The organism is Micromonospora sp. CNZ297 (assembly GCF_007827625.1).
Window position 1 is genome coordinate 397169 of sequence record NZ_VISU01000002.1, and the last position, 17635, is coordinate 414803.

Annotated in this window: 19 protein-coding genes; 9 read left to right on the forward strand and 10 right to left on the reverse strand. The window is 72.6% G+C overall.

The features are described from left to right. Nucleotides 1-34: 34 nt before the first annotated feature. On the forward strand, nt 35-1000 hold the full coding sequence (locus FB454_RS05300) for a hypothetical protein (RefSeq protein WP_030275121.1): 966 nt from the start codon (nt 35-37) through the stop codon (nt 998-1000). Here the strand turns inward: FB454_RS05300 and FB454_RS05305 are convergent. Continuing rightward, complete coding sequence (locus FB454_RS05305; RefSeq protein ID WP_013288381.1) at nt 883-2151, reverse strand: glycosyltransferase; 1269 nt, start codon at nt 2149-2151, stop codon at nt 883-885. The genes FB454_RS05300 and FB454_RS05305 overlap by 118 nt on opposite strands. A 192-nt stretch (nt 2152-2343) precedes the next feature. Between FB454_RS05305 and FB454_RS05310 the strand changes: the two genes are divergently transcribed. The 3 genes from FB454_RS05310 (at nt 2344) to FB454_RS05320 (ending at nt 4722) form a co-directional block, all read left to right on the forward strand. Next, nucleotides 2344-3342: an SDR family oxidoreductase gene (locus FB454_RS05310; RefSeq protein WP_013288382.1), complete on the forward strand. Its 999-nt coding sequence runs from the start codon at nt 2344-2346 to the stop codon at nt 3340-3342. Between the two features lie 56 nt (nt 3343-3398). Then, on the forward strand, nt 3399-4070 hold the full coding sequence (locus FB454_RS05315) for an ATP-binding protein (protein WP_083791369.1): 672 nt from the start codon (nt 3399-3401) through the stop codon (nt 4068-4070). 79 nt (nt 4071-4149) lie between these two features. Then, nucleotides 4150-4722: a DUF5709 domain-containing protein gene (locus FB454_RS05320; RefSeq protein WP_013288384.1), complete on the forward strand. Its 573-nt coding sequence runs from the start codon at nt 4150-4152 to the stop codon at nt 4720-4722. Between the two features lie 4 nt (nt 4723-4726). Here FB454_RS05320 and FB454_RS05325 read toward each other — a convergent pair whose 3' ends face one another. Continuing rightward, nucleotides 4727-5359 carry a response regulator gene (locus FB454_RS05325; RefSeq protein WP_030275127.1) on the reverse strand — a complete coding sequence of 211 codons (633 nt, stop codon included), beginning with the start codon at nt 5357-5359 and terminating at the stop codon, nt 4727-4729. A gap of 11 nt (nt 5360-5370) precedes the next feature. Continuing rightward, the gene (macS, locus tag FB454_RS05330) at nt 5371-6492 is read right to left on the reverse strand and encodes a MacS family sensor histidine kinase (RefSeq protein WP_013475260.1); all 1122 of its coding nucleotides are present in this window, start codon (nt 6490-6492) and stop codon (nt 5371-5373) included. A 115-nt stretch (nt 6493-6607) separates the two neighbouring features. Between macS and FB454_RS05335 the strand changes: the two genes are divergently transcribed. Continuing rightward, nucleotides 6608-7075, forward strand: a complete 468-nt coding sequence (locus tag FB454_RS05335) for an ATP-binding protein (protein WP_145822592.1) — start codon at nt 6608-6610, stop codon at nt 7073-7075. A gap of 14 nt (nt 7076-7089) precedes the next feature. Here the strand turns inward: FB454_RS05335 and FB454_RS05340 are convergent, their stop codons facing one another. Beyond that, entirely contained in the window at nt 7090-8028 is a 939-nt protein-coding gene (locus FB454_RS05340) for a ribose-phosphate diphosphokinase (protein ID WP_145822593.1), read from the reverse strand. Between the two features lie 64 nt (nt 8029-8092). Between FB454_RS05340 and glpK the strand changes: the two genes are divergently transcribed. Further along, the gene (gene glpK, locus FB454_RS05345) at nt 8093-9577 is read left to right on the forward strand and encodes a glycerol kinase GlpK (protein WP_222433924.1); all 1485 of its coding nucleotides are present in this window, start codon (nt 8093-8095) and stop codon (nt 9575-9577) included. Nucleotides 9578-9685: 108 nt separating this feature from the next. Here the strand turns inward: glpK and FB454_RS05350 are convergent, their stop codons facing one another. The 5 genes from FB454_RS05350 to FB454_RS05370 all read right to left on the reverse strand — a co-directional run bounded on the left by FB454_RS05350 (nt 9686) and on the right by FB454_RS05370 (nt 13656). Then, entirely contained in the window at nt 9686-10345 is a 660-nt protein-coding gene (locus tag FB454_RS05350) for a hypothetical protein (RefSeq protein WP_145753024.1), read from the reverse strand. 98 nt (nt 10346-10443) lie between these two features. Continuing rightward, nucleotides 10444-10986 (reverse strand): hypothetical protein, encoded by a 543-nt coding sequence (locus tag FB454_RS05355; protein WP_198039684.1) that lies wholly within the window; start codon nt 10984-10986, stop codon nt 10444-10446. 14 nt (nt 10987-11000) lie between these two features. Next, nucleotides 11001-11582: a MauE/DoxX family redox-associated membrane protein gene (locus FB454_RS05360; RefSeq protein ID WP_047892761.1), complete on the reverse strand. Its 582-nt coding sequence runs from the start codon at nt 11580-11582 to the stop codon at nt 11001-11003. Between the two features lie 460 nt (nt 11583-12042). Then, nucleotides 12043-12441, reverse strand: a complete 399-nt coding sequence (locus FB454_RS34785; RefSeq protein ID WP_030273886.1) for a hypothetical protein — start codon at nt 12439-12441, stop codon at nt 12043-12045. Nucleotides 12442-12822: 381 nt separating this feature from the next. Beyond that, complete coding sequence (locus FB454_RS05370; protein WP_030273884.1) at nt 12823-13656, reverse strand: phosphoribosylaminoimidazolesuccinocarboxamide synthase; 834 nt, start codon at nt 13654-13656, stop codon at nt 12823-12825. Between the two features lie 118 nt (nt 13657-13774). On the opposite strand from FB454_RS05370, the gene FB454_RS05375 reads away from it, so the two are divergent. Then, entirely contained in the window at nt 13775-15097 is a 1323-nt protein-coding gene (locus FB454_RS05375; RefSeq protein ID WP_013475256.1) for an ABC transporter substrate-binding protein, read from the forward strand. Between the two features lie 42 nt (nt 15098-15139). Here FB454_RS05375 and FB454_RS05380 read toward each other — a convergent pair whose 3' ends face one another. Beyond that, nucleotides 15140-15388 (reverse strand): hypothetical protein, encoded by a 249-nt coding sequence (locus tag FB454_RS05380; RefSeq protein WP_013288392.1) that lies wholly within the window; start codon nt 15386-15388, stop codon nt 15140-15142. Between the two features lie 135 nt (nt 15389-15523). Here FB454_RS05380 and FB454_RS05385 point away from each other — a divergent pair, with 135 nt between their 5' ends. Further along, on the forward strand, nt 15524-17056 hold the full coding sequence (locus tag FB454_RS05385) for an MFS transporter (RefSeq protein ID WP_013475254.1): 1533 nt from the start codon (nt 15524-15526) through the stop codon (nt 17054-17056). Further along, complete coding sequence (locus FB454_RS05390; RefSeq protein ID WP_013288394.1) at nt 17043-17618, forward strand: TetR/AcrR family transcriptional regulator; 576 nt, start codon at nt 17043-17045, stop codon at nt 17616-17618. Before FB454_RS05385 ends, FB454_RS05390 begins: the two co-directional genes overlap by 14 nt. Nucleotides 17619-17635: the final 17 nt, after the last annotated feature.

Here is a 17635-nt window from a genome sequence, read left to right on the forward strand (position 1 = left end):
GGTGGTTTCCTCCGGTTGGTGCTTCCTGGCGGCGATGATCATCGCGTACGGCTTCGCCAACCTTCTCCAGTCGGTCGCAGCCGCGCGGACCACAGTGCACCACACGTTCGATCCCGGGCTGCTGCTGCGCCTCGCCGGGCACCGGACGTACCTGATCGGCCTGGCCTGCCAGGTCGTCGGCTTCGTGCTGGCCTTCCTGGCCCGCCGTGACCTGCCGTTGTTCCTGGTCCAGGCCAGCGTGGCGGCCGGGCTCGGGGTGACCGCCGTCCTCGGCGTGCTGGTGCTCAAGTGGCGGCTGCCCGCAGCCGAGGTGGTGCTGCTGGTGCTGCTGTTCGCCGGCATCACCGCGCTCGTCCTCTCCGCCCAGCCCGCGCCGTCGCGGCAGCTCGGCACCGCCGGGCTGGTCGGCCTGGCGGTGGCGGTGGTCGCGATCGCCGCTTCCGGCTTCTTCGCCGCCCGGCTGCACGGCGCGCTCGGGTCGGTGGTGCTCGGCTCACTGGCCGGGATGGCGTTCTCCGCCGCCGCGGTGGCGGCCCGCCCGCTCGCCTCGGCCGGGTCGGTGGAGGCGTTCGTCCGTGACCCGCTGCTCTACCTGCTGATCGTCCACTCGGTGATCGGCCAGCTGCTGCTCGGGCTGGCCATGCAGCGCGGGTCGACCACGGCGGCGGTGGCCGCGATGGACGCCGCCGGCGCGGTGCCAGCGGCGATCGTCGGCCTGCTGCTGCTCAACGACAAGATCTGGCCCGGCCGGGAGTGGCTGGCCGGGCTCGGCTTCCTGGTGACGCTCGCGGCGGTGGTCGGCCTGACCCGGTACGCCGAACCGCAGCACCACCACGCCGGCGCCCGCCAGAAGGCAATGGTGGGCGCCGGGATGGTGCCGGTTCAGGCCGCCTCGACCGGCCCGCGTTCGGAGACGACCACCTCGACCGGCGGCGTCACCTCGACCGGCGTCGGCTCGATCGGCGTAGCCGGGCGGCGCCGCCCGATCACCCGCTCGTAGAGACGCTCCAGCGCGGCGGCGGTCCGTTCCCAGGTGTAGCTGCACCGGACCCGGTCCACCGCGGCGTGCCCGTACGCGAACCGGCCGGCGTTGTCCGACAGCAGCCGGCGCAGCGTGACTCCGAGCATGCGCACGTCACCCGGCGGCACCAGCTTGCCGGTCACCTCGTCCACCACCGCGTCCGCGATGCCCCCCATGGCGTAGCCGACCACCGGCACGCCGCAGGCCATCGCCTCCAGCGACACCCGCCCGGCCGACGCGTAGTGCGGCGTGCAGGCCACCAGATCGGCGGAGCGGTACCAGGTGGCCATCTGGTCGTGCGGCACCGCGCCGACCAGCTTCACCTGCTCCGCCACGCCCGCCCGTTCGGCCAGCTCGCGCAGCCGGCGCGCCTCGGCGTGCCCGTCCAGCCGCTCGGCCGGCGGGCCGCCCGCGATCACCAGCTCCGCGTCACCGACCAGCCGCATCGCCCGGATCAGGTCGTCCTGGCCGTGCCCGGGCGCGAGCCCGCCGACGGAGAGGATCCGCGGCCGCTGGTCCCGCGGCGCCGCCTCGCCGTCCGGGTGGAACTGGCCGGTGTCCACCCCGGTCGGCACCATCGCCACCGACGTCCGTTGCAGGCCCATCCGGGTCAGCTCGTCGACCTCGTCGTTGCACTGGGCCACCGCCACGTCCACGGCCCGGGTCAGCGCCCGTTCCAGCGGGATGCGCTCCCCCGGCCCGCTGTACTCCCGGCCGAGGTGACGCAACTGCTCCACGCCGAGCGAGTGGAACGTCTGCACCACCGGGATGTCGGTCGCGCGTACCGCGTGGGCGGCCGCCAGCCCGCCGACCCAGTAGTGCCCGTGCACCACGTCGGGCGTCCAGTCCCCGGCCCACTGCCCGGCCAGCCAGCGGCCGTACTCGGCGACGAACGGGACCAGCTCGGCGGTGGAGAGCATGTCGGGCGGGCCGACCGGGACACGTTCCACCCGGTAGCCGTCGAGTTCGGTCAGGGCGGGCTGGGCGGACGCGGCACGACGCTCGTAGACGCGGACGTCATGGCCCCGGGCGGCGAGCTCCGCCGCCACGCGCGCAATGTGCTCCTGCGTCCCGACAGTGGGACCGTCGGTGGACGAGCCGGCGTGCGCGCATACAAGGCCGACGCGCATGGTGCACCTCCATGCGTTTCTCGCGAGCGGGGTCTCCGGTCAGAGCGTCCCATTAACCCAGGTCCGGTGCGTCCAAACCTGACAGATCGGGGTCACCCGGCCAGTGCGTCCCGTGGGCGGGACAGCCGACCGATGCCGATCACCGGCGAAAACGGTCGGCATGACCGCCCCGGCCCGGGGTACCGACGGGGAATGCCGCTGACCCGCAGCCTCTCCGACGCCACAGTCGTCATCACCGGCGCCTCCAGCGGGATCGGCGCGGCCACCGCGTACGCGCTGGCCCGCCGGGGCGCCGACGTGGTGCTGGCCGCCCGGACCGAGTCCGCGCTGCGCCGGGTCGCGTCGTTCTGCCGGGAACTGGGCGGGCGCGCCCTGGTGGTGCCCACCGACGTGACCGACCCGGAGGCGGTGGAGCGGCTGGCAGGGCGGGCGGTGGCCGAGTTCGGCCGGATCGACGCGTGGATCAACAACGCGGCAGTGGGCACCGTGGGACTGTTCGACGAGATCCCGGTGGCCGAGTTCCGCCGGGTGGTGGACGTGAACCTGCTCGGCGCCGTGTACGGGACGCGGGCCGCGCTGCCCTGGCTGGGCGCGGCCGGCGGCGGGGTGCTCGTCAACAACGCCTCGGTGCTGGCCGAGGTGGCGATGCCGTACCAGTCGGCGTACAACGCGACGAAGCACGCGATCCGCGGGCTGGCCGACACGGTGCGGCAGGAACTACGGGTGACCGGCCGGGGGAACATCTCGATCTGCACCGTGCTGCCCGCCACCATCGACACGCCGTTCTTCCGGCACGCGGCCAATCACTCCGGCCGGGAGCTGACCCCGCCGCCGCCGGTGTACCCGCCCGAGATGGTCGCCGAGACGATCGTCCGGCTGCTGCGCCGGCCCCGGCGCGAGGCGTACGCGGGCGGCGCGGCCCGGCTGATCGGCCTCCAGTGGCGGCTCGCCCCGGCATTGGCCGAGCGGGCGCTGGGCTGGTACACCGCGCGCACCCAGTTCGGTCCCGGCGTACGCGACGACTCCACAGGCGCCGTGTTCACGCCGGACTCGGCGGCGGAGCGGACCGACGGATGGTCCGGCCGGCGCGGGCAGGTGCTGCGGCTGACCGCGGCGGTCGGGCTGGCCGCCGGCACGGCTGTCGGCACGGTGGCGGCGCTCAGCCGCCGGTCCCGGGCCGGCCGGCCGTGAGTCCCGTCGACCGGACCGGTGCGCGGGCGCGGACCGACGTGCACAATGGGGCGATCATGCCGACGGATGCGCGTTGCCTGGTGGAGACCGACGAGTCCTCCCCGACGGTCCGGCTGACCGGGGTCCTCGACCGTTCCGAGGTGGAGGCCGTACGGGACGCGCTGCTCGCCCGGCTGTGGCGGCACCCCGGGGTGCTGCTCGTGGACCTGTCCGGGGTGCGGATCCCCGACCCGGTGGCACGCGACGCGCTGGACGAGGTCTGCCGGGCGGTCGACGACTGGCCCGCCGCGCGGCTGCTGCTCGACCCGCACGGGCCGCCACCGGACGCCCCGCCCGAGCCGCTCGACGCCGAGCTGCCCCCGGTGGCCGAGGCCGCCCGGGAGGCGCGGGTGCTGGTGGCCGGCGGCTGCGCCAGGTGGGGACTGCCGGAGCTGACCGAGCCGGCCTGCATCGCGGTCACCGAGATGGTCAACAACGTGGTGGCGCACGCGGTCACGCCGATGACGCTCCGGCTGGCCCCGCGCGGCGGCGCGCTGCATCTTGCGGTGCGGGACCACTCGACCGGGCGGCCCACGTACGGCGGTCCGGCGCCGGTGGACTCGGTGGGCGGGCGGGGGCTGCTGCTCATCGACACGGTGGCCCGGCGCTGGGGCAGCACGGCGCTGCCCGACGGCAAGGTGGTGTGGTGCGTGCTGTACGCCGAGGACGAGGCGGCGTACCGCAACTGAGGTGCTTTTCGCACTGTTTCTCCCGATCCACCCGGCCGGTCGCGGTTAGGCCGGGTAGCGCAGTGGGTAGTTCCCGGGCATGCGCGACGACGAGTACCCCACCCCCGTGTCCGATCCCGAGGCGGCGGGCCTGCCCGACACCGCCGACGACGACTCCACCGCGAACGACGACGTGCTGACCGGGCGCGAGGCGGACGGCCCCGAGCCGGCCCAGCTCCCCGGTGACCGCACGCCGGTCGCCGTGGACCAGTTCGGCACCACGGCGGAGGAGCAGCTCGACGGCGAGTCGCTGGACTACAAGCTCCAGCGCGAGCAGTACGAGCGTCCCGCCGACGACCCGCTCGCCGGCCCGGTCGACCCGGACATCGCCGCCGAGGCGGACAGCGAGGAGGCCGCCGCGCAGGCCCAGCTCGACGCCGACGTGATCGACCCGGGCCCGGTCTCGGACCCGCACTCCCCGGTGTCGGTGTACGACCACGGCCAGCTCGGTACCGTCGCCGACCACCAGGTGGGCCGGCTGGTCGAGCCGGACGAGGGCGCACACACCGACCAGGAGACCGACAACGTCGCGTACGACGCGGGCGCGGCCGGTGGCGGGGCCAGCGCGGAGGAGCTGGCGGTGCACGAGACCCGGCCGCCGGAGGCGCGCTGACCGCTCAGTCGTCCAGGCCCCGCTCGATGGCGTACCGGGTCAGCTCGACCCGGTTGTGCAACTGGAGCTTGCCCAGGGTGTTCTGCACGTGGTTCTGCACGGTCCGGTGGGACAGGCTCAGCCGGTCGGCGATCTGCTTGTAGGACAGCCCCTTGGCGACCAGACGCAGCACCTCGGTCTCCCGTTCGGTGAGCCGGGGTGCGTCGTCGTGCGGGGCGGGCGGCTCCGCGGCCAGCCGCCGGTACTCCCCCAGCACCAGCCCGGCCAGGCCGGGCGTGAACACCGGCTCACCGGCCGCCGTGCGGCGCACCGCGTCCAGGAACTCCGCCGGTGCGGCCGACTTGATCAGGTAGCCGGTGGCGCCGGCCTTGACCGCGTCCAGCACGCCCTGCGGCTCGCCGCTGGCCGAGAGCATGAGCACCCGCACGTCGGGCAGCGCGGCGCGCAGGCCCCGGATCACCTCGACGCCGGAGATGTCCGGCAGCTGGAGGTCGAGCACGACCAGGTCGGGACGGGCCGCGGCCGCAACCCTTACCGCCTGCCGCCCCTCACCACTGGTCGCCACCACCTGGTGGCCCGCCTCGGTGAGGTCACGGGCGACACCCTCGCGCCACATCGGGTGGTCGTCGACCACCATCACCCGGATGCTCACCCGCGGCTCCTCGGCACGACCAGCTCGATCTCGGTGCCGGCGCCGGGCGCGGAGACGATCCGCACCTCGCCGCCCAGGTCGGCCACCCGGCCCCGGATGGACTGCGCCACCCCGAGCCGCCCCTGCGCGGCGGCCTCCGCCAGCCGCCCCTCCGGGATGCCCGGTCCCTCGTCGCGTACCGAGACGGTCACCGTCTCCTCCTCGTCCTCGATCAGCACCCAGGCCCGCCCGCCGGCGTGCCGGGCCACGTTGTCGAGCGCCGCGCCGACCGCAGCGCCCAGCTCACCGGCGGCCCGCGCCGGCAACGGCACCGGTGTGGCGGGCGCGGACACCACGACGGTGGCCGAGGCGTACCTGTCGATCAGGTCGCGCAGATCCTGCTCGTCCCCGCCCGGGTCCGGCGGCGCGCCCGCCCGGCCGATCAGCGCCCGCAGCGCCGCCTCCTGCTCGCCGGCCAGCCGGGCCAGCTCGGCCGCCTCGCCGTCCAGGTCCGCGCCGCGCCGCCGGACCAGCGCGAGCACCTGGAGCACCGAGTCGTGGATGTCGCGGGCCAGCCGTTCCCGCTCGCGGGTGGCCGCCTCCAGCTCCACCGCCCGCTGCAACCGCTCCTCCGCCTGCACCGCCAGCCGGGCCACGTGCCCGACCACCACGCCGGCGAGCAGCATGAGGATCGCCCCGGTCAGCGCGGACGGGCTGATCCGGTCGCGGGTGGCGAGGTCGGCGCCGCCGAGGACGATCGCGGCCACCGCGCCGCGCCGCCGCCCGCCGGAGACCGCCCAGGCGAGCACCGGCCCGGCCAGCCAGGCGGCGGTCAGCATCGGCACCCCGGCGGCGAGCGCCGCGCGGCCCACCACCCAGGGCGTGACCAGGATGATCGCCAGCACCACGCCGAGGTCGGCCAGGAGCAGCGGCCAGCGCCGCCCGGCCGGACGGCCGTAACCGGCCGCCGTCACGCCGCTCCACGCCAGCATCGCCAGCAGGACGCCGCCCGCGGCGACCGGGTGCGCGTAGCGGTCCGCGTCGCGCAGCACGACCAGTCCGACGTACGCGAGCGCGGCGAAGCGGAACACCGCTATCGATCGCCAGAAGGGGCCCTCGAGGCCGGAGGACGACGGCATGTGCGACACCCTGTCACAGCCGGTCCAGGGCACCCCGGGCGGTGCGCCCCGAGAAACCCTGACGTACGGTGGAAATGCCGCGAAAGTCGTCGAGAACCATCGTCGGGACGGGGTCATGACAGACGCAGAACTCCCCGCACCGCGTACGGTTGTGCCCATCGAACCTTCCCTGCTTCTCGCCACGGCCTTCGACCAGGCGCAGGTGACCGGGCTGCGGCACTCGGTCACCTCCTGTGCGCACGGCTCGGGCCTGTCCGGCCAACGGCTGGACGACTTCGTGCTGGCGGTCAACGAGCTGATCACCAACGCGGTCCGGCACGGCGGCGGGCAGGGCTGGCTGCGGCTCTGGGAGCGGAACGGCGAACTGGTCTGCGAGGTCGCCGACCACGGGCCCGGGATCAGCGAACGGCGGCTGCGCGACCGCGAGCGGCCCGCGCCGGACACCGCCGGCGGCTGGGGCCTCTGGCTGGCCCGGGAGCTGAGCGACGCGATGGAGGTGAAGACCGGCGACGCCGGCACCGTCGTCCGGATCACCGCCGCGCTCGCCACCCGCCAGCCCGCCACCGGCCCACTGGACGGCTGACCCCGCCGCCGGCGTCAGGCGAACAGGGCGCTCACCGACTCCCCGTTGTGGATCCGCCGCATCGCCTCGGCCAGCGCCGGCGCCACCGACAGCACCTCCAGCTTCGGCACCCGCTTCTCCGCCGGGATCGGCACCGTGTTGGTGCAGACGATCTCCAGGACGCCCTCCTGCCCGCCCAGCCGCTCCAGCGCGCCGCTGGAGAACAGGCCGTGCGTACAGGCCAGCCGGATCGAGCGGACCCGCCGCTCCCGCAGATGCGAGATCAGCTCGATCACCGTGCTGCCCTTGGCGATCTCGTCGTCCAGCACGATCACGTCCCGGTCCGCCACGTCACCGATGACCGTGCTGATCTGCACCCGGTCGTCGCTGAAACGCTGCTTCGCGCCGGCCGCCACGGGCGTGCCCAGCATCCGGGCGAACGCCGCGGCCTCCTTGGCGTTGCCCAGGTCCGGCGAGACCACCACCGCGTTGCTCAGGTCGTACCCCTTGAAGTGGGCGGCCAGTTCGCGCAGCGCGTGCAGGTGGTCCACCGGGACGCTGAAGAAGCCGTGCACCTGCGGCGAGTGCAGCGTCATGGCCAGCACCCGGTCCGCGCCCGCGGAGGTGAGCAGGTCGGCGACGAGCCGGCCGCCGATGGAGATGCGCGGCGCGTCCTTCTTGTCCGAACGCGCGTACGCGTAGTGCGGCAGCACCACTGTGATCCGCGCGGCCGACGCGCCGCGGGCCGCGTCGATCATGAGCAGCAGCTCGACCAGGTGCTCCTGCACCGGCGGCACCAGCGGCTGGATGAGGAAGACGTCGCGCTCCCGGCAGTTCGCCTGCAACTGCACCTCCAGGCAGTCGTTGGCGAACCGGGACACCCGTACCGGGTGCAGCGGGACGTGGAGGTGGGCGCAGATCTCGGCGGCGAGGTCGGGATGGGCTGATCCGCTGAACACGGCAATGTCACGCACGTCTGATGATCGTACGGGCCGCCGGAGGGAGACGGTGGACGCTCGCGGCGGGTACGGTGCTGCCGTGACCGCAGAGTTCGTCGCCGCCATCGACCAGGGCACCACGTCCTCGCGCTGCATCGTCTTCGACCGGGCCGGTGAGATCGTCGCCGTGGCCCAGCGCGAGCACCGGCAGATCTTCCCCCGGCCCGGCTGGGTGGAGCACGACGCCGAGGAGATCTGGACGAACGTCGAGCACGTGGTGCGCGAGGCGCTGGCCAGCGCCGACATCGGCACCGAGATGCTGGCCGCGGTGGGCATCACCAACCAGCGCGAGACCACTGTGGTGTGGGACCGGGAGACCGGCCGTCCGGTGGCGAACGCCATCGTCTGGCAGGACACCCGCACCGGCCCGCTGCTGCGGGAGCTGACCGAGGCGTACGACGAGGAGCGGCTGCGGGCCCGCACCGGCCTGACCCCGGCCACCTACTTCGCCGGCCCGAAGCTGCGCTGGCTGCTCGACAACGTCGACGGGCTGCGCGAGCGGGCCGAGCGCGGCGAGGTGCTGTTCGGCACCATGGACAGCTGGCTGATCTGGAAGCTGACCGGCCGGCACGTCACCGACGTGACGAACGCCAGCCGCACCATGCTGATGGACCTGGAGACGCTCGACTGGGCCCCGGAGCTGCTCGACGCGCTGCGCGTCCCGGCCGCCGTGCTGCCGGAGATCCGCAGCTCGGCCGAGGTGTACGGCACCGCCCAGGGGGTGCTGGCCGGGGTGCCGGTGGCGAGCGCGCTCGGCGACCAGCAGGCGGCCCTGTTCGGGCAGACCTGTTTCCAGCCCGGCGAGGCCAAGTGCACCTACGGCACCGGCAGCTTCCTGCTGCTCAACACCGGCGCCAGCCCGGTGCCGTCGCGGCACGGCCTGCTCACCACCGTGGCGTACCGGATCGAGGGCCAGCCCGCCGTGTACGCGCTGGAGGGTGCCATCGCGGTCACCGGCTCGCTCGTGCAGTGGCTGCGCGACAACCTCGGCCTGATCTCCTCCGCACCGCAGGTCGAGGAGCTGGCCCGCACCGTCGACGACAACGGCGGCTGCTACGTGGTGCCCGCCTTCTCCGGCCTGTTCGCCCCGCACTGGCGCAGCGACGCCCGGGGCGTCATCGCCGGGCTGACCGGCTACATCACCAAGGGACACCTGGCCCGCGCGGTGCTGGAGGCGTCGGCCTTCCAGACCCGGGAGGTGGTGGACGCGATGAACGCCGACTCCGACGTGGCGCTGCGCCGGCTGCGGGTCGACGGCGGGATGACCGGCAACGAGCTGCTGATGCAGTTCCTCGCCGATGTGCTCGACGTGCCGGTCGTGCGGTCCCGGATCACCGAGACGACCTGCCTCGGCGCCGCGTACGCCGCCGGCCTGGCCGTCGGGTTCTGGCCGGACCTGGCCACGCTGCGCGAGAAGTGGCGATCGGACGCGCAGTGGGAGTCGACGATGGACCCGGCGCACCGGGAGCACGAGCTGCGCCAGTGGCGCAAGGCGGTGCGGCGCACGCTCGACTGGGTCGACTAGCCCGACCCTCCGACCTAGGTCGGTGAGCGTCGTCCCAGGCATGATCGCGTCCGCCCCGGACGTGGCCCGGCCCGCCAGGCCCCACGGAGGCGCCGGCCCTGCAGCGGTTCAGGATGCGACGGTCTGGGCAACGGCCACGAACCCGACGACGGCGGTGAGCAGCGTGACGACCTGCGCGAATCGACGGTGCCGGTTCAACATCCCCGAGATCCAGTGCGGCTCCCGCGACGTGCCGTCCTCACGGTCGGGCCGGGGTGGCACCAGAAGAATGGCCGCTGCGATCGGCAGGCCGAATCCCACGCCGTACGCGATGCCCTGCCACCAGGGCGCGACATTGAGCAGACCGAGAACGATCAAGGCCCATGTCGCGGCGGAGATCCGGAACGTCGTCACGGCCAGTCCGGTGTCCAGTCCCCAGATCAGCGCCCCCCTGGTGTTGCCGTAGCGGAAGACCAGGTTCTTCGGGGTCTGACGGCGGAAGGTGATCGGGCACATCGTGCGGCGACGGAACGACAGGACGTCCAGCACGATCAGCGCGCCGATGCACACCAGTGCTGCCGCCAGGCGTGCCTTCTCCGGAAGCAGGTACGTGCCGAGGGCCATGCCGACGAAGTTGGCGATGCCGAAGAGTGCGGTCGCTGAGACCAGGAATCCGGCACAGAGCGCCCCTGTCGGCAGTCCTGCGTCGCGGAACCGGTGAGCGAGTGAGTTGCCCCCCTGCACCAGAGGGGTTCGAGGGGTGCCGCTGAGAGCCAGCGGACGCAACATCCCCACGAACGAAACGCCTCAAGGACTGAACAACTGGGCGAAGCCCGCGGTCATGGCCAGGACCACCATGGCCGGAACGACGAGATCAGACGGAGCGGTCATACATTCTCCGGCGCCACCGCAGCCTGCCGGGAGCCACCGACGTCACGTACCGAGGCGCGGACGAGTTCGAGTTGCCGGATCGAAGGAATGCTACTGGCGCGGGTCATCCGCCCATGCTCGATGACGACTGCGGCAGGCGTCAGCTTGAGCCCCAGTCCGGAGGCGATCTTGCCATCGCGGTCGATCAGAGTCCGCTCGGGATCCAGCCGGTAGCTCAGCGCGAGCTCGCCGGCGCCGTCCGCCCCCTGGCCGGGCTCGACGACCAGGAAGAGGTCGGGGTGGACGCTGCCGTCCAGTGAGGCGGCGATCGAGCGGCATGTGCCGCATCGGTCGGAGAGCAGAAGCACGACCCCCCGGACCGCGGTGTCCAGAGTCGCCGGCAGGCCGGCTCTGCTCGGCGTGCGGTCGGCCGGCAGATCGAGCGGGATCGGCCGGTCGACCAGACCGCTGTACTCCCGAAGTTGCTCGATGGTCCGGTACATCTCGACCTGCGAGCCGAGAAGCAGCAGGAGCAGCGTTCCCAGCAGCACGACGGCCACCGACAAAGCTATTGTCATCGAACCCCTTCAATCGTGTGGAGGCCGACGACAATGTCGGCCCGAGACTCCGCGGCCTCCTCGATGGCCGCCCGGTAGGCCGCGTCGTTCCGCCAGGCTCGAACGACCTTGACGGCGTGCAGCCCGGAGGAGGCGACGACGGCCAGGGCCAGGAGATTCAGACCCTGCGAAACGGACCACTGCGGCGGGGACAAGGTGAGCACAGCAGCCGCCGCCAGCCACAGCGGAAGAAGGATGATCTGCTTCCGGCCGAGAAGTCCGTCCGCGGCAGCGCCCAGACACGAGCAGGCAACGGGCTGTTCGGCACGCAGACTCAGCGCGCCGGCTGCGGCGAAGGCCACGCCGAGAGCGGCCACGGCAACCGAGGGCCACGCCATCGCAGGAAACAGCATCAGGCCGACGGCCGTGCCGAGTTCTGCGACCGGCACCAGGACACGGAGGGGTGGAATCAGAACGTCCGGCACTCCCAGGCCGGCCAATGTCGAGCCGAACGAGGACTGCGCTCTGAGCTTCTCCACCCCACCGACGACGAACACGGCAGTCAGTGCAAAGGCAACAAGTGCCGAAAACAGAACCACGCGGTTACCCTCTTGCCTCGATCAGCAGCCGATGCCGTCATCCGCACCCGGCGCCGTCGTCCCACCAGATGGAGCAGTAGTAGACGCCGCCCTGCCAGCAAGTACCGCTGTCCCTCTGGCATTCTCCGCAACCGATGATGCGCATGCCCGCCTGGCACCACCAGTACCTCTTGTAGCCCTTGCTGCAGGAGAACCTCTCGTCGCACCCACTGCACCTCGTGTTGCTGGCAAGTGAGCAGCAAGGCGACGCAAGGCCGGCTGCGGCGGGCCTGGAGGCCGCGAACACGCCGGACAGCCCGGCGACGATAGCGAGCCCTCCGCGGCCGAAGAACTTGAGGACGCCGCGGCGCCCGTCAGTCATCGGTTCGAGCCGACCAGAGCCAGATGATTGGACTGACGCAGTTGTATTTTGGGCAGGCGAAACCAACGTATCCATTGACAAGTCCTTGGGTGAGGCGGTCTAGGAATTCTTCGGAAGCGTCGCGAATGCAGACACCGGCTTCACACTCACGCATGAGAGTTCGCCGTTCACATCATTCTTGACGCAGAAGGCGATCGATTCCTCGGACGTCGCGCTTCGCGAGACCGTCGTTCCCGGATTCTGCAACCTGACCGTTCGCCCGGCGATTCGGGCGGATGACCCCGATGTGCCCTCCAGGTGGCCACGGATCGGCTCGACGAGCGGCATGACGGCTCCCGAGCCGGACTCGTCCAGCATGCCGGCGAGAATCACCCGGTCGCCCGGCTGGAGCTGCCAGCCGGCGGGGAAGCCGGTCACCGGTGCCACATGTCTGGCGACCACGGACCCGGAGGACGACAACACCTCCACCTCGGCGGCGCCGCCGGAGCTTCTGATCACCCTGGCGATGCGGGCTCGGCCAGGTGAGCTTGTCGGAGCTGCGGCATTAGCGGCAGTTACACCGACAGCCGCCGCGCCGGCGGCACCCGCCACCAGAGCCGCCGATCCAGAGATCAATGAACGTCGTGACAACCTGCCATGGCCGGCCATCTGCCTCCCCCGTCTTTTGTGGAGATGCCCTCCAACTCGCAGCCTGCCATCGACATGGCAACATGTCAATGCATCATTACGCTGCGCATCGAATCGGCAGGCGCTTCTGTCGCAGTTCGGGGAACCGTCGCAAATGGGTTTGACAGACGCCACCATTCGACTTGTTGCGCTGCACCCCCTGGGCACAGAGAACGGCACCGACCCGGGTCGCAGTTCGACCCGCACGTGAGGTCAGTCCCAGCTGTTGCCGGTCAGCTTCTCGTACACCTCGACGTAGCGGGTCCGGGTCGCCTCGATGACCTCGGCCGGCACCTCGGGGGCGGGCGGCTGCTTGTCCCAGCCGCTCGACGTGGCCCAGTCCCGCACGTACTGCTTGTCGTAGGAGAACTGGGCGCGGCCCGGCTGGTACGACTCGGCCGGCCAGAACCGGGACGAGTCGGAGGTGAGCACCTCGTCGCCGAGGACCAGCGTGCCGTCCGGCGCCCAGCCCAGCTCCAGCTTCGTATCGGCGATCAGGATGCCCCGCTCGGCGGCGATCTCCGCGCCGCGCCGGTAGACGTCGACGGTGATCTGCCGCAGCCGCTCCGCGACCTCCGGCCCGACCTTGTCCACCACCTGCTCGTACGTGATCGGCTCGTCGTGCTCGCCCTTCGGCGCCTTGGTCGACGGCGTGAAGATCGGTTCGGGCAGGATCGACGCCTCGACCAGGCCGCGGGGCAGCGGCACCCCGGAGACCGAGCCGGTGCGCTGGTATTCGGCGAAGCCGCCGCCGGTCAGGTAGCCCCGGGCCACGCACTCGACCGGCACCATGTCCAGCCGCCGGCAGCGGATCGCCCGGCCGGCGAACTCCGCCGGCACGTCCGTCGCGGAGATCACATGGTTCGGCACCAGGTCGGACAGCTGCTCGAACCACCACAGCGACAGCGCGGTGAGCAGGCGGCCCTTGTCCGGGATCGGGGTCGGCAGCACCACGTCGTAGATGGAGACGCGGTCCGTGGCGACCAGGATCAGGTCCTCGCCGTCGGCGTAGACGTCCCTGACCTTGCCCGAGTGCAGAAGTTCCACGGCGCTAGTACACCATGACCGCCGGGGCCCGCCCGGCGCGCCCACCGGGCCCGCCCGGCGTTGACACCCCGCCGGGGGCCGGTGAAATGATCCGTCCACCCCACCTTCGGAGAGACCTTTGCGCGCTCCGCAGTCCGTACCCCGTCCCGGGCTCGACCGGCGACGGTTCCTCGGCGCGCTCACCGGGCTGCCGATCGCCGGCGGGCTGCCGCTGCTCACCGGGTGCAGCCCGGAGGAGGTGGCCGCCGACGACGGCCCGATCGAGCTGTCCGTGTTCTGGTGGGGCGGCGCCCGCCGGGCCGCGGCCACGGAACAGGCGCTGCGGCTGTACTCGCAGCAGAACCCGCGGGTCAGCTTCCGGGTGACCTGGCAGGGGCTGGGCGGCTACTACGACCGGCTCGCCACCCAGGCCACCGGCGGGAACGCGCCGGACCTGTTCCAGATCGACGACACGTTGCTCGCCGAGTACGCGGGCCGGGACATCCTGCTCGACCTGACCCGGTACGTCGCCGACGATCGGCTCGACCTGCGCGAGGTGCCGGAGCAGCTGGCCCGCTACGGCCGGGTGGACGAGCGCACGGTGGGCGTACCGGCCGCGCAGACGAGCGCGGCGCTGGTGTTCAACCGCCGGCTGCTGCGCCGGCTGGGCCAGCCCGAGCCGCGTACCGGCATGTCCTGGAAGGAGTACGTGAGCTGGGCCGCGCGCGTCACGCGCGCCTCCGGCAACCGGGTGGCCGGCACCATGGACGCCTCCGGCGACTACCGGGCGTTCTGGCTCTGGCTGCGCGGCCAGGGCAGCGAGCTGTACCAGGGGCGGCAGCTCGGCTTCAGCTCCGCCGAACTGCTCGCCTGGTTCGAGTTCTGGGAGGTGGCGCGCTTCGACCGGGCCACACCGAGCGCCGCGCTGGTCGAGCAGGCCGACAGCGGCGAGCTGGCCCGCCAGCTCGTGGTCACCGGGCACACCGCAGCCTCCTTCGCCTGGTCGCACCAGCTGCCCGAGTTGCAGAGCCTGACCGACGACGAGCTGGGCGCTGTCGCCTTCCCGGGTACGCCCGCCGCCCAGTGGCCGCGCGCATCGATGTACTGGGCCGGTTTCCGGGGCACCCGCCACCCGGAGGCGGTGGTCGACGTGCTCGACTTCCTGACCACGAACGTGGCCGCCGGCCGGCTCCTCGGCGTCGAGCGCGGCCTGAACACCAGCAAGCAGGTGCGCTCGTTCGTCGCCGCGGAGGTGACCGGCCGGGCCGAGAAGCGCATGGCCGCGCTCGGCGCCGAGCTGGACGACCTGGCCGGCCCGTCACCCGCGCCGCCGCCGAAGGGGCACGCCGAGGTGCGCGAGCTGCTGATCGACGCGGCCGAGAGCATCCGCGGCAAGCGGGCCGGTGCCCGTACCGCCACCTCCCGCTTCATGGCCCAGGCGAACGCCGCCCTCGCCGAGTGACCCGCCCTGCCCCGCCCGGCGTGGGCGGGGCGGGCAGGGGTGTCAGCGCGGGGGGCGGTTGCGGCGGCCGCGGGTGAGCAGCACCACCAGCAGCACGATGCCGCCGACCACCACGAGGCAGCAGAGCAGGCCGAGGATGCCGAACCCGCCACGGGACCGCCGGCGCGCCGCCTCCACCACGATCTCGCCGGTGCCGGACGACGCCCAGGCCGCGACCGGTACGAAGACCGAGAGCACGACCGTACCGAGGACCGCGCCCAGGCGGCCCCACCACTTGTTCCATGCAGACATGTCCCCATCCTCGCCGAGGCCCGCAACCGGGGCACGGCGGACAGGGCGGATGTCTCCGGACACGTCGCGTCGTCGCCGCAGGCCGGGTGGCTTTACTCACGATTAGCCGTCCATTTGGACTGTTACGGTTTCCTGGTGACCTCCTCCCCGCCCTCGGTCCCCGCACCGGCCCTCGCCGGGAAGCGGGAATGGGCTGCCCTCGTGGTACTCGTCCTCGTGGTCCTTCTCCTGGCCGTCGACGGGACGGTCCTCTACCTCGCGGTCCCGTCACTGACCGAGGACATCGGGCCCACCGCCACGCAGATCCTGTGGATCGGGGACATCTACGCCTTCGTGCTCGCCGGGCTCCTGATCACGATGGGCAACCTGGCCGACCGGATCGGCCGCAAGCGCCTGCTGATGATCGGCACTGTGGGTTTCGGCTCGGCGTCCGTGCTGGCGGCCTTCGCCTCCACCCCGGAGGTGCTGATCGCGGCCCGTGCGCTTCTCGGCCTGGCCGGCGCCACGTTGATGCCGTCGACGCTCTCCATCGTCCGGTCGATGTTCGCCGATCGCGCTCAGCGGGCCCGGGCCATCGCGCTCTGGTCGGCCGGGGCGACCGCCGGGGCCGCGCTCGGCCCGCTGGTGGGCGGCGCGCTGCTGGAGCGCTTCTGGTGGGGATCGGTCTTCCTGATCAACGTGCCGGTCATGGTGCTGGCGCTGGTGGCGGGACGGCTGCTGCTGCCGGAGTCGAAGGGCGAGGCGCCGGCGCGGATCGACGTGGGTTCCTCGGCGCTGTCCATCGTCACGATCGTCCCGCTGGTCTTCGCCCTCAAGCGTCTGTTCAGTGACGGCGTCGACGCCCTCACCGTGGCGGCCACCGCTGTCGGGCTGCTGGCCGGATGGTGGTTCGTGCGGCGGCAGAACCGGCTGGCGGTGCCGCTGCTCGACGTCTCGCTGTTCAAGGTGCCGGCGTTCTCGGGCGCGCTTGCAGCCAACGTGCTGGCCATCTTCGGGTTCCTGGGGCTGCTGTTCTTCTTCTCCCAGTACCTCCAGCTGGTTCGCGGCTTCGGCCCTCTGAAGGCCGGCGCCGCCGAGCTGCCCGGGACACTCGCCGCGGTGCTCGTCGTGGCACTGATCGGCGTCCTGCTGTCGCGGCTGGGGGCGGGCCGCGCGATCGGGCTGGGACTGCTGGTCGCCGCCGTCGGGCTCGCCGTCATGGGGACGAGCGTCGACTTCCGGAGCTACTGGGGCCTGGGCATCGGCCTCGCCGTCATCGGGCTCGGCATCGGTGTCGCCATGACGCTCTCGACGGACGCCGTCGTCGGCGCCGTCCCGGAGCGGCGCGCGGGCGCCGCGTCGGCGGTGGCCGAGACGGCGTACGAGCTGGGCGGCGCGCTCGGCATCGCCGTCCTCGGCTCGTTGCACGGGCTGCTCTACCGTTCGTCGCTGACGCTCCCCGCCGGGACCACCGCCGCCGATCGGGCGCTGGCGGAGGACTCCCTGGCCGCGGCCGTGTACGGGTCACCGGCGCCCGGCGTCGTGGCCGCTGCGCAGGACGCCTTCGCCCAGGCGATGCAGTCCGCCACCTTCGTCGCCGCCGTGATCCTGGTCGGCGCCTCGGTGGTGGCCTGGAAGGTCATCCCCTCCGAGCCCGTGTCTGCTGGAGGTGCTCGTGCCGGCCACTGACCGTCGTCCGATCCGCGATCGCGCACGCACCCGGCGGGCCGTGCTGGACGCCGCCGAACGGGTGGTCACCCGGCACGGCGCCAACGTCAGCCTGGCCGCCATCGCCCGGGAGGCGGGTGTCACCAAGAGCGGCCTGATGCACCACTTCCCGTCCCGGGAGGACCTGTTCGCCGCACTGGTCGAGCAGGTGATCACCCGATTCTGGGAGGAGGTGAACGCCCACGTCGACCCCGGCGACGACCGGCCCGGCGCCTTCACCCGTGGTTACGTGCGCGCCCTCACCGGGGACAGCGCGTACCTGGCGGAACTGAACAGCGCCACCGGCCTGCTCGCGCAACTCGGGATCGACAGCATGGAGCACGTGCTCGCGGTGGATCCCGAGGACCCGGCGCGCTGGAACCGCGCCTTCGAGGCCGACGGCCTGCCACCGGGCCGCGTCTGGGCCGTCCGGTACGCCGCGGAGGGACTCGCCATCGGCATCGGCACCGCCTATGTCACTGACGAGCAGCTCCGGCTGGCCCGCGCGGAACTGCTCGCACTCACCGAGACGGCCCCGGAATGAGTTCAGGCCCGGAATCC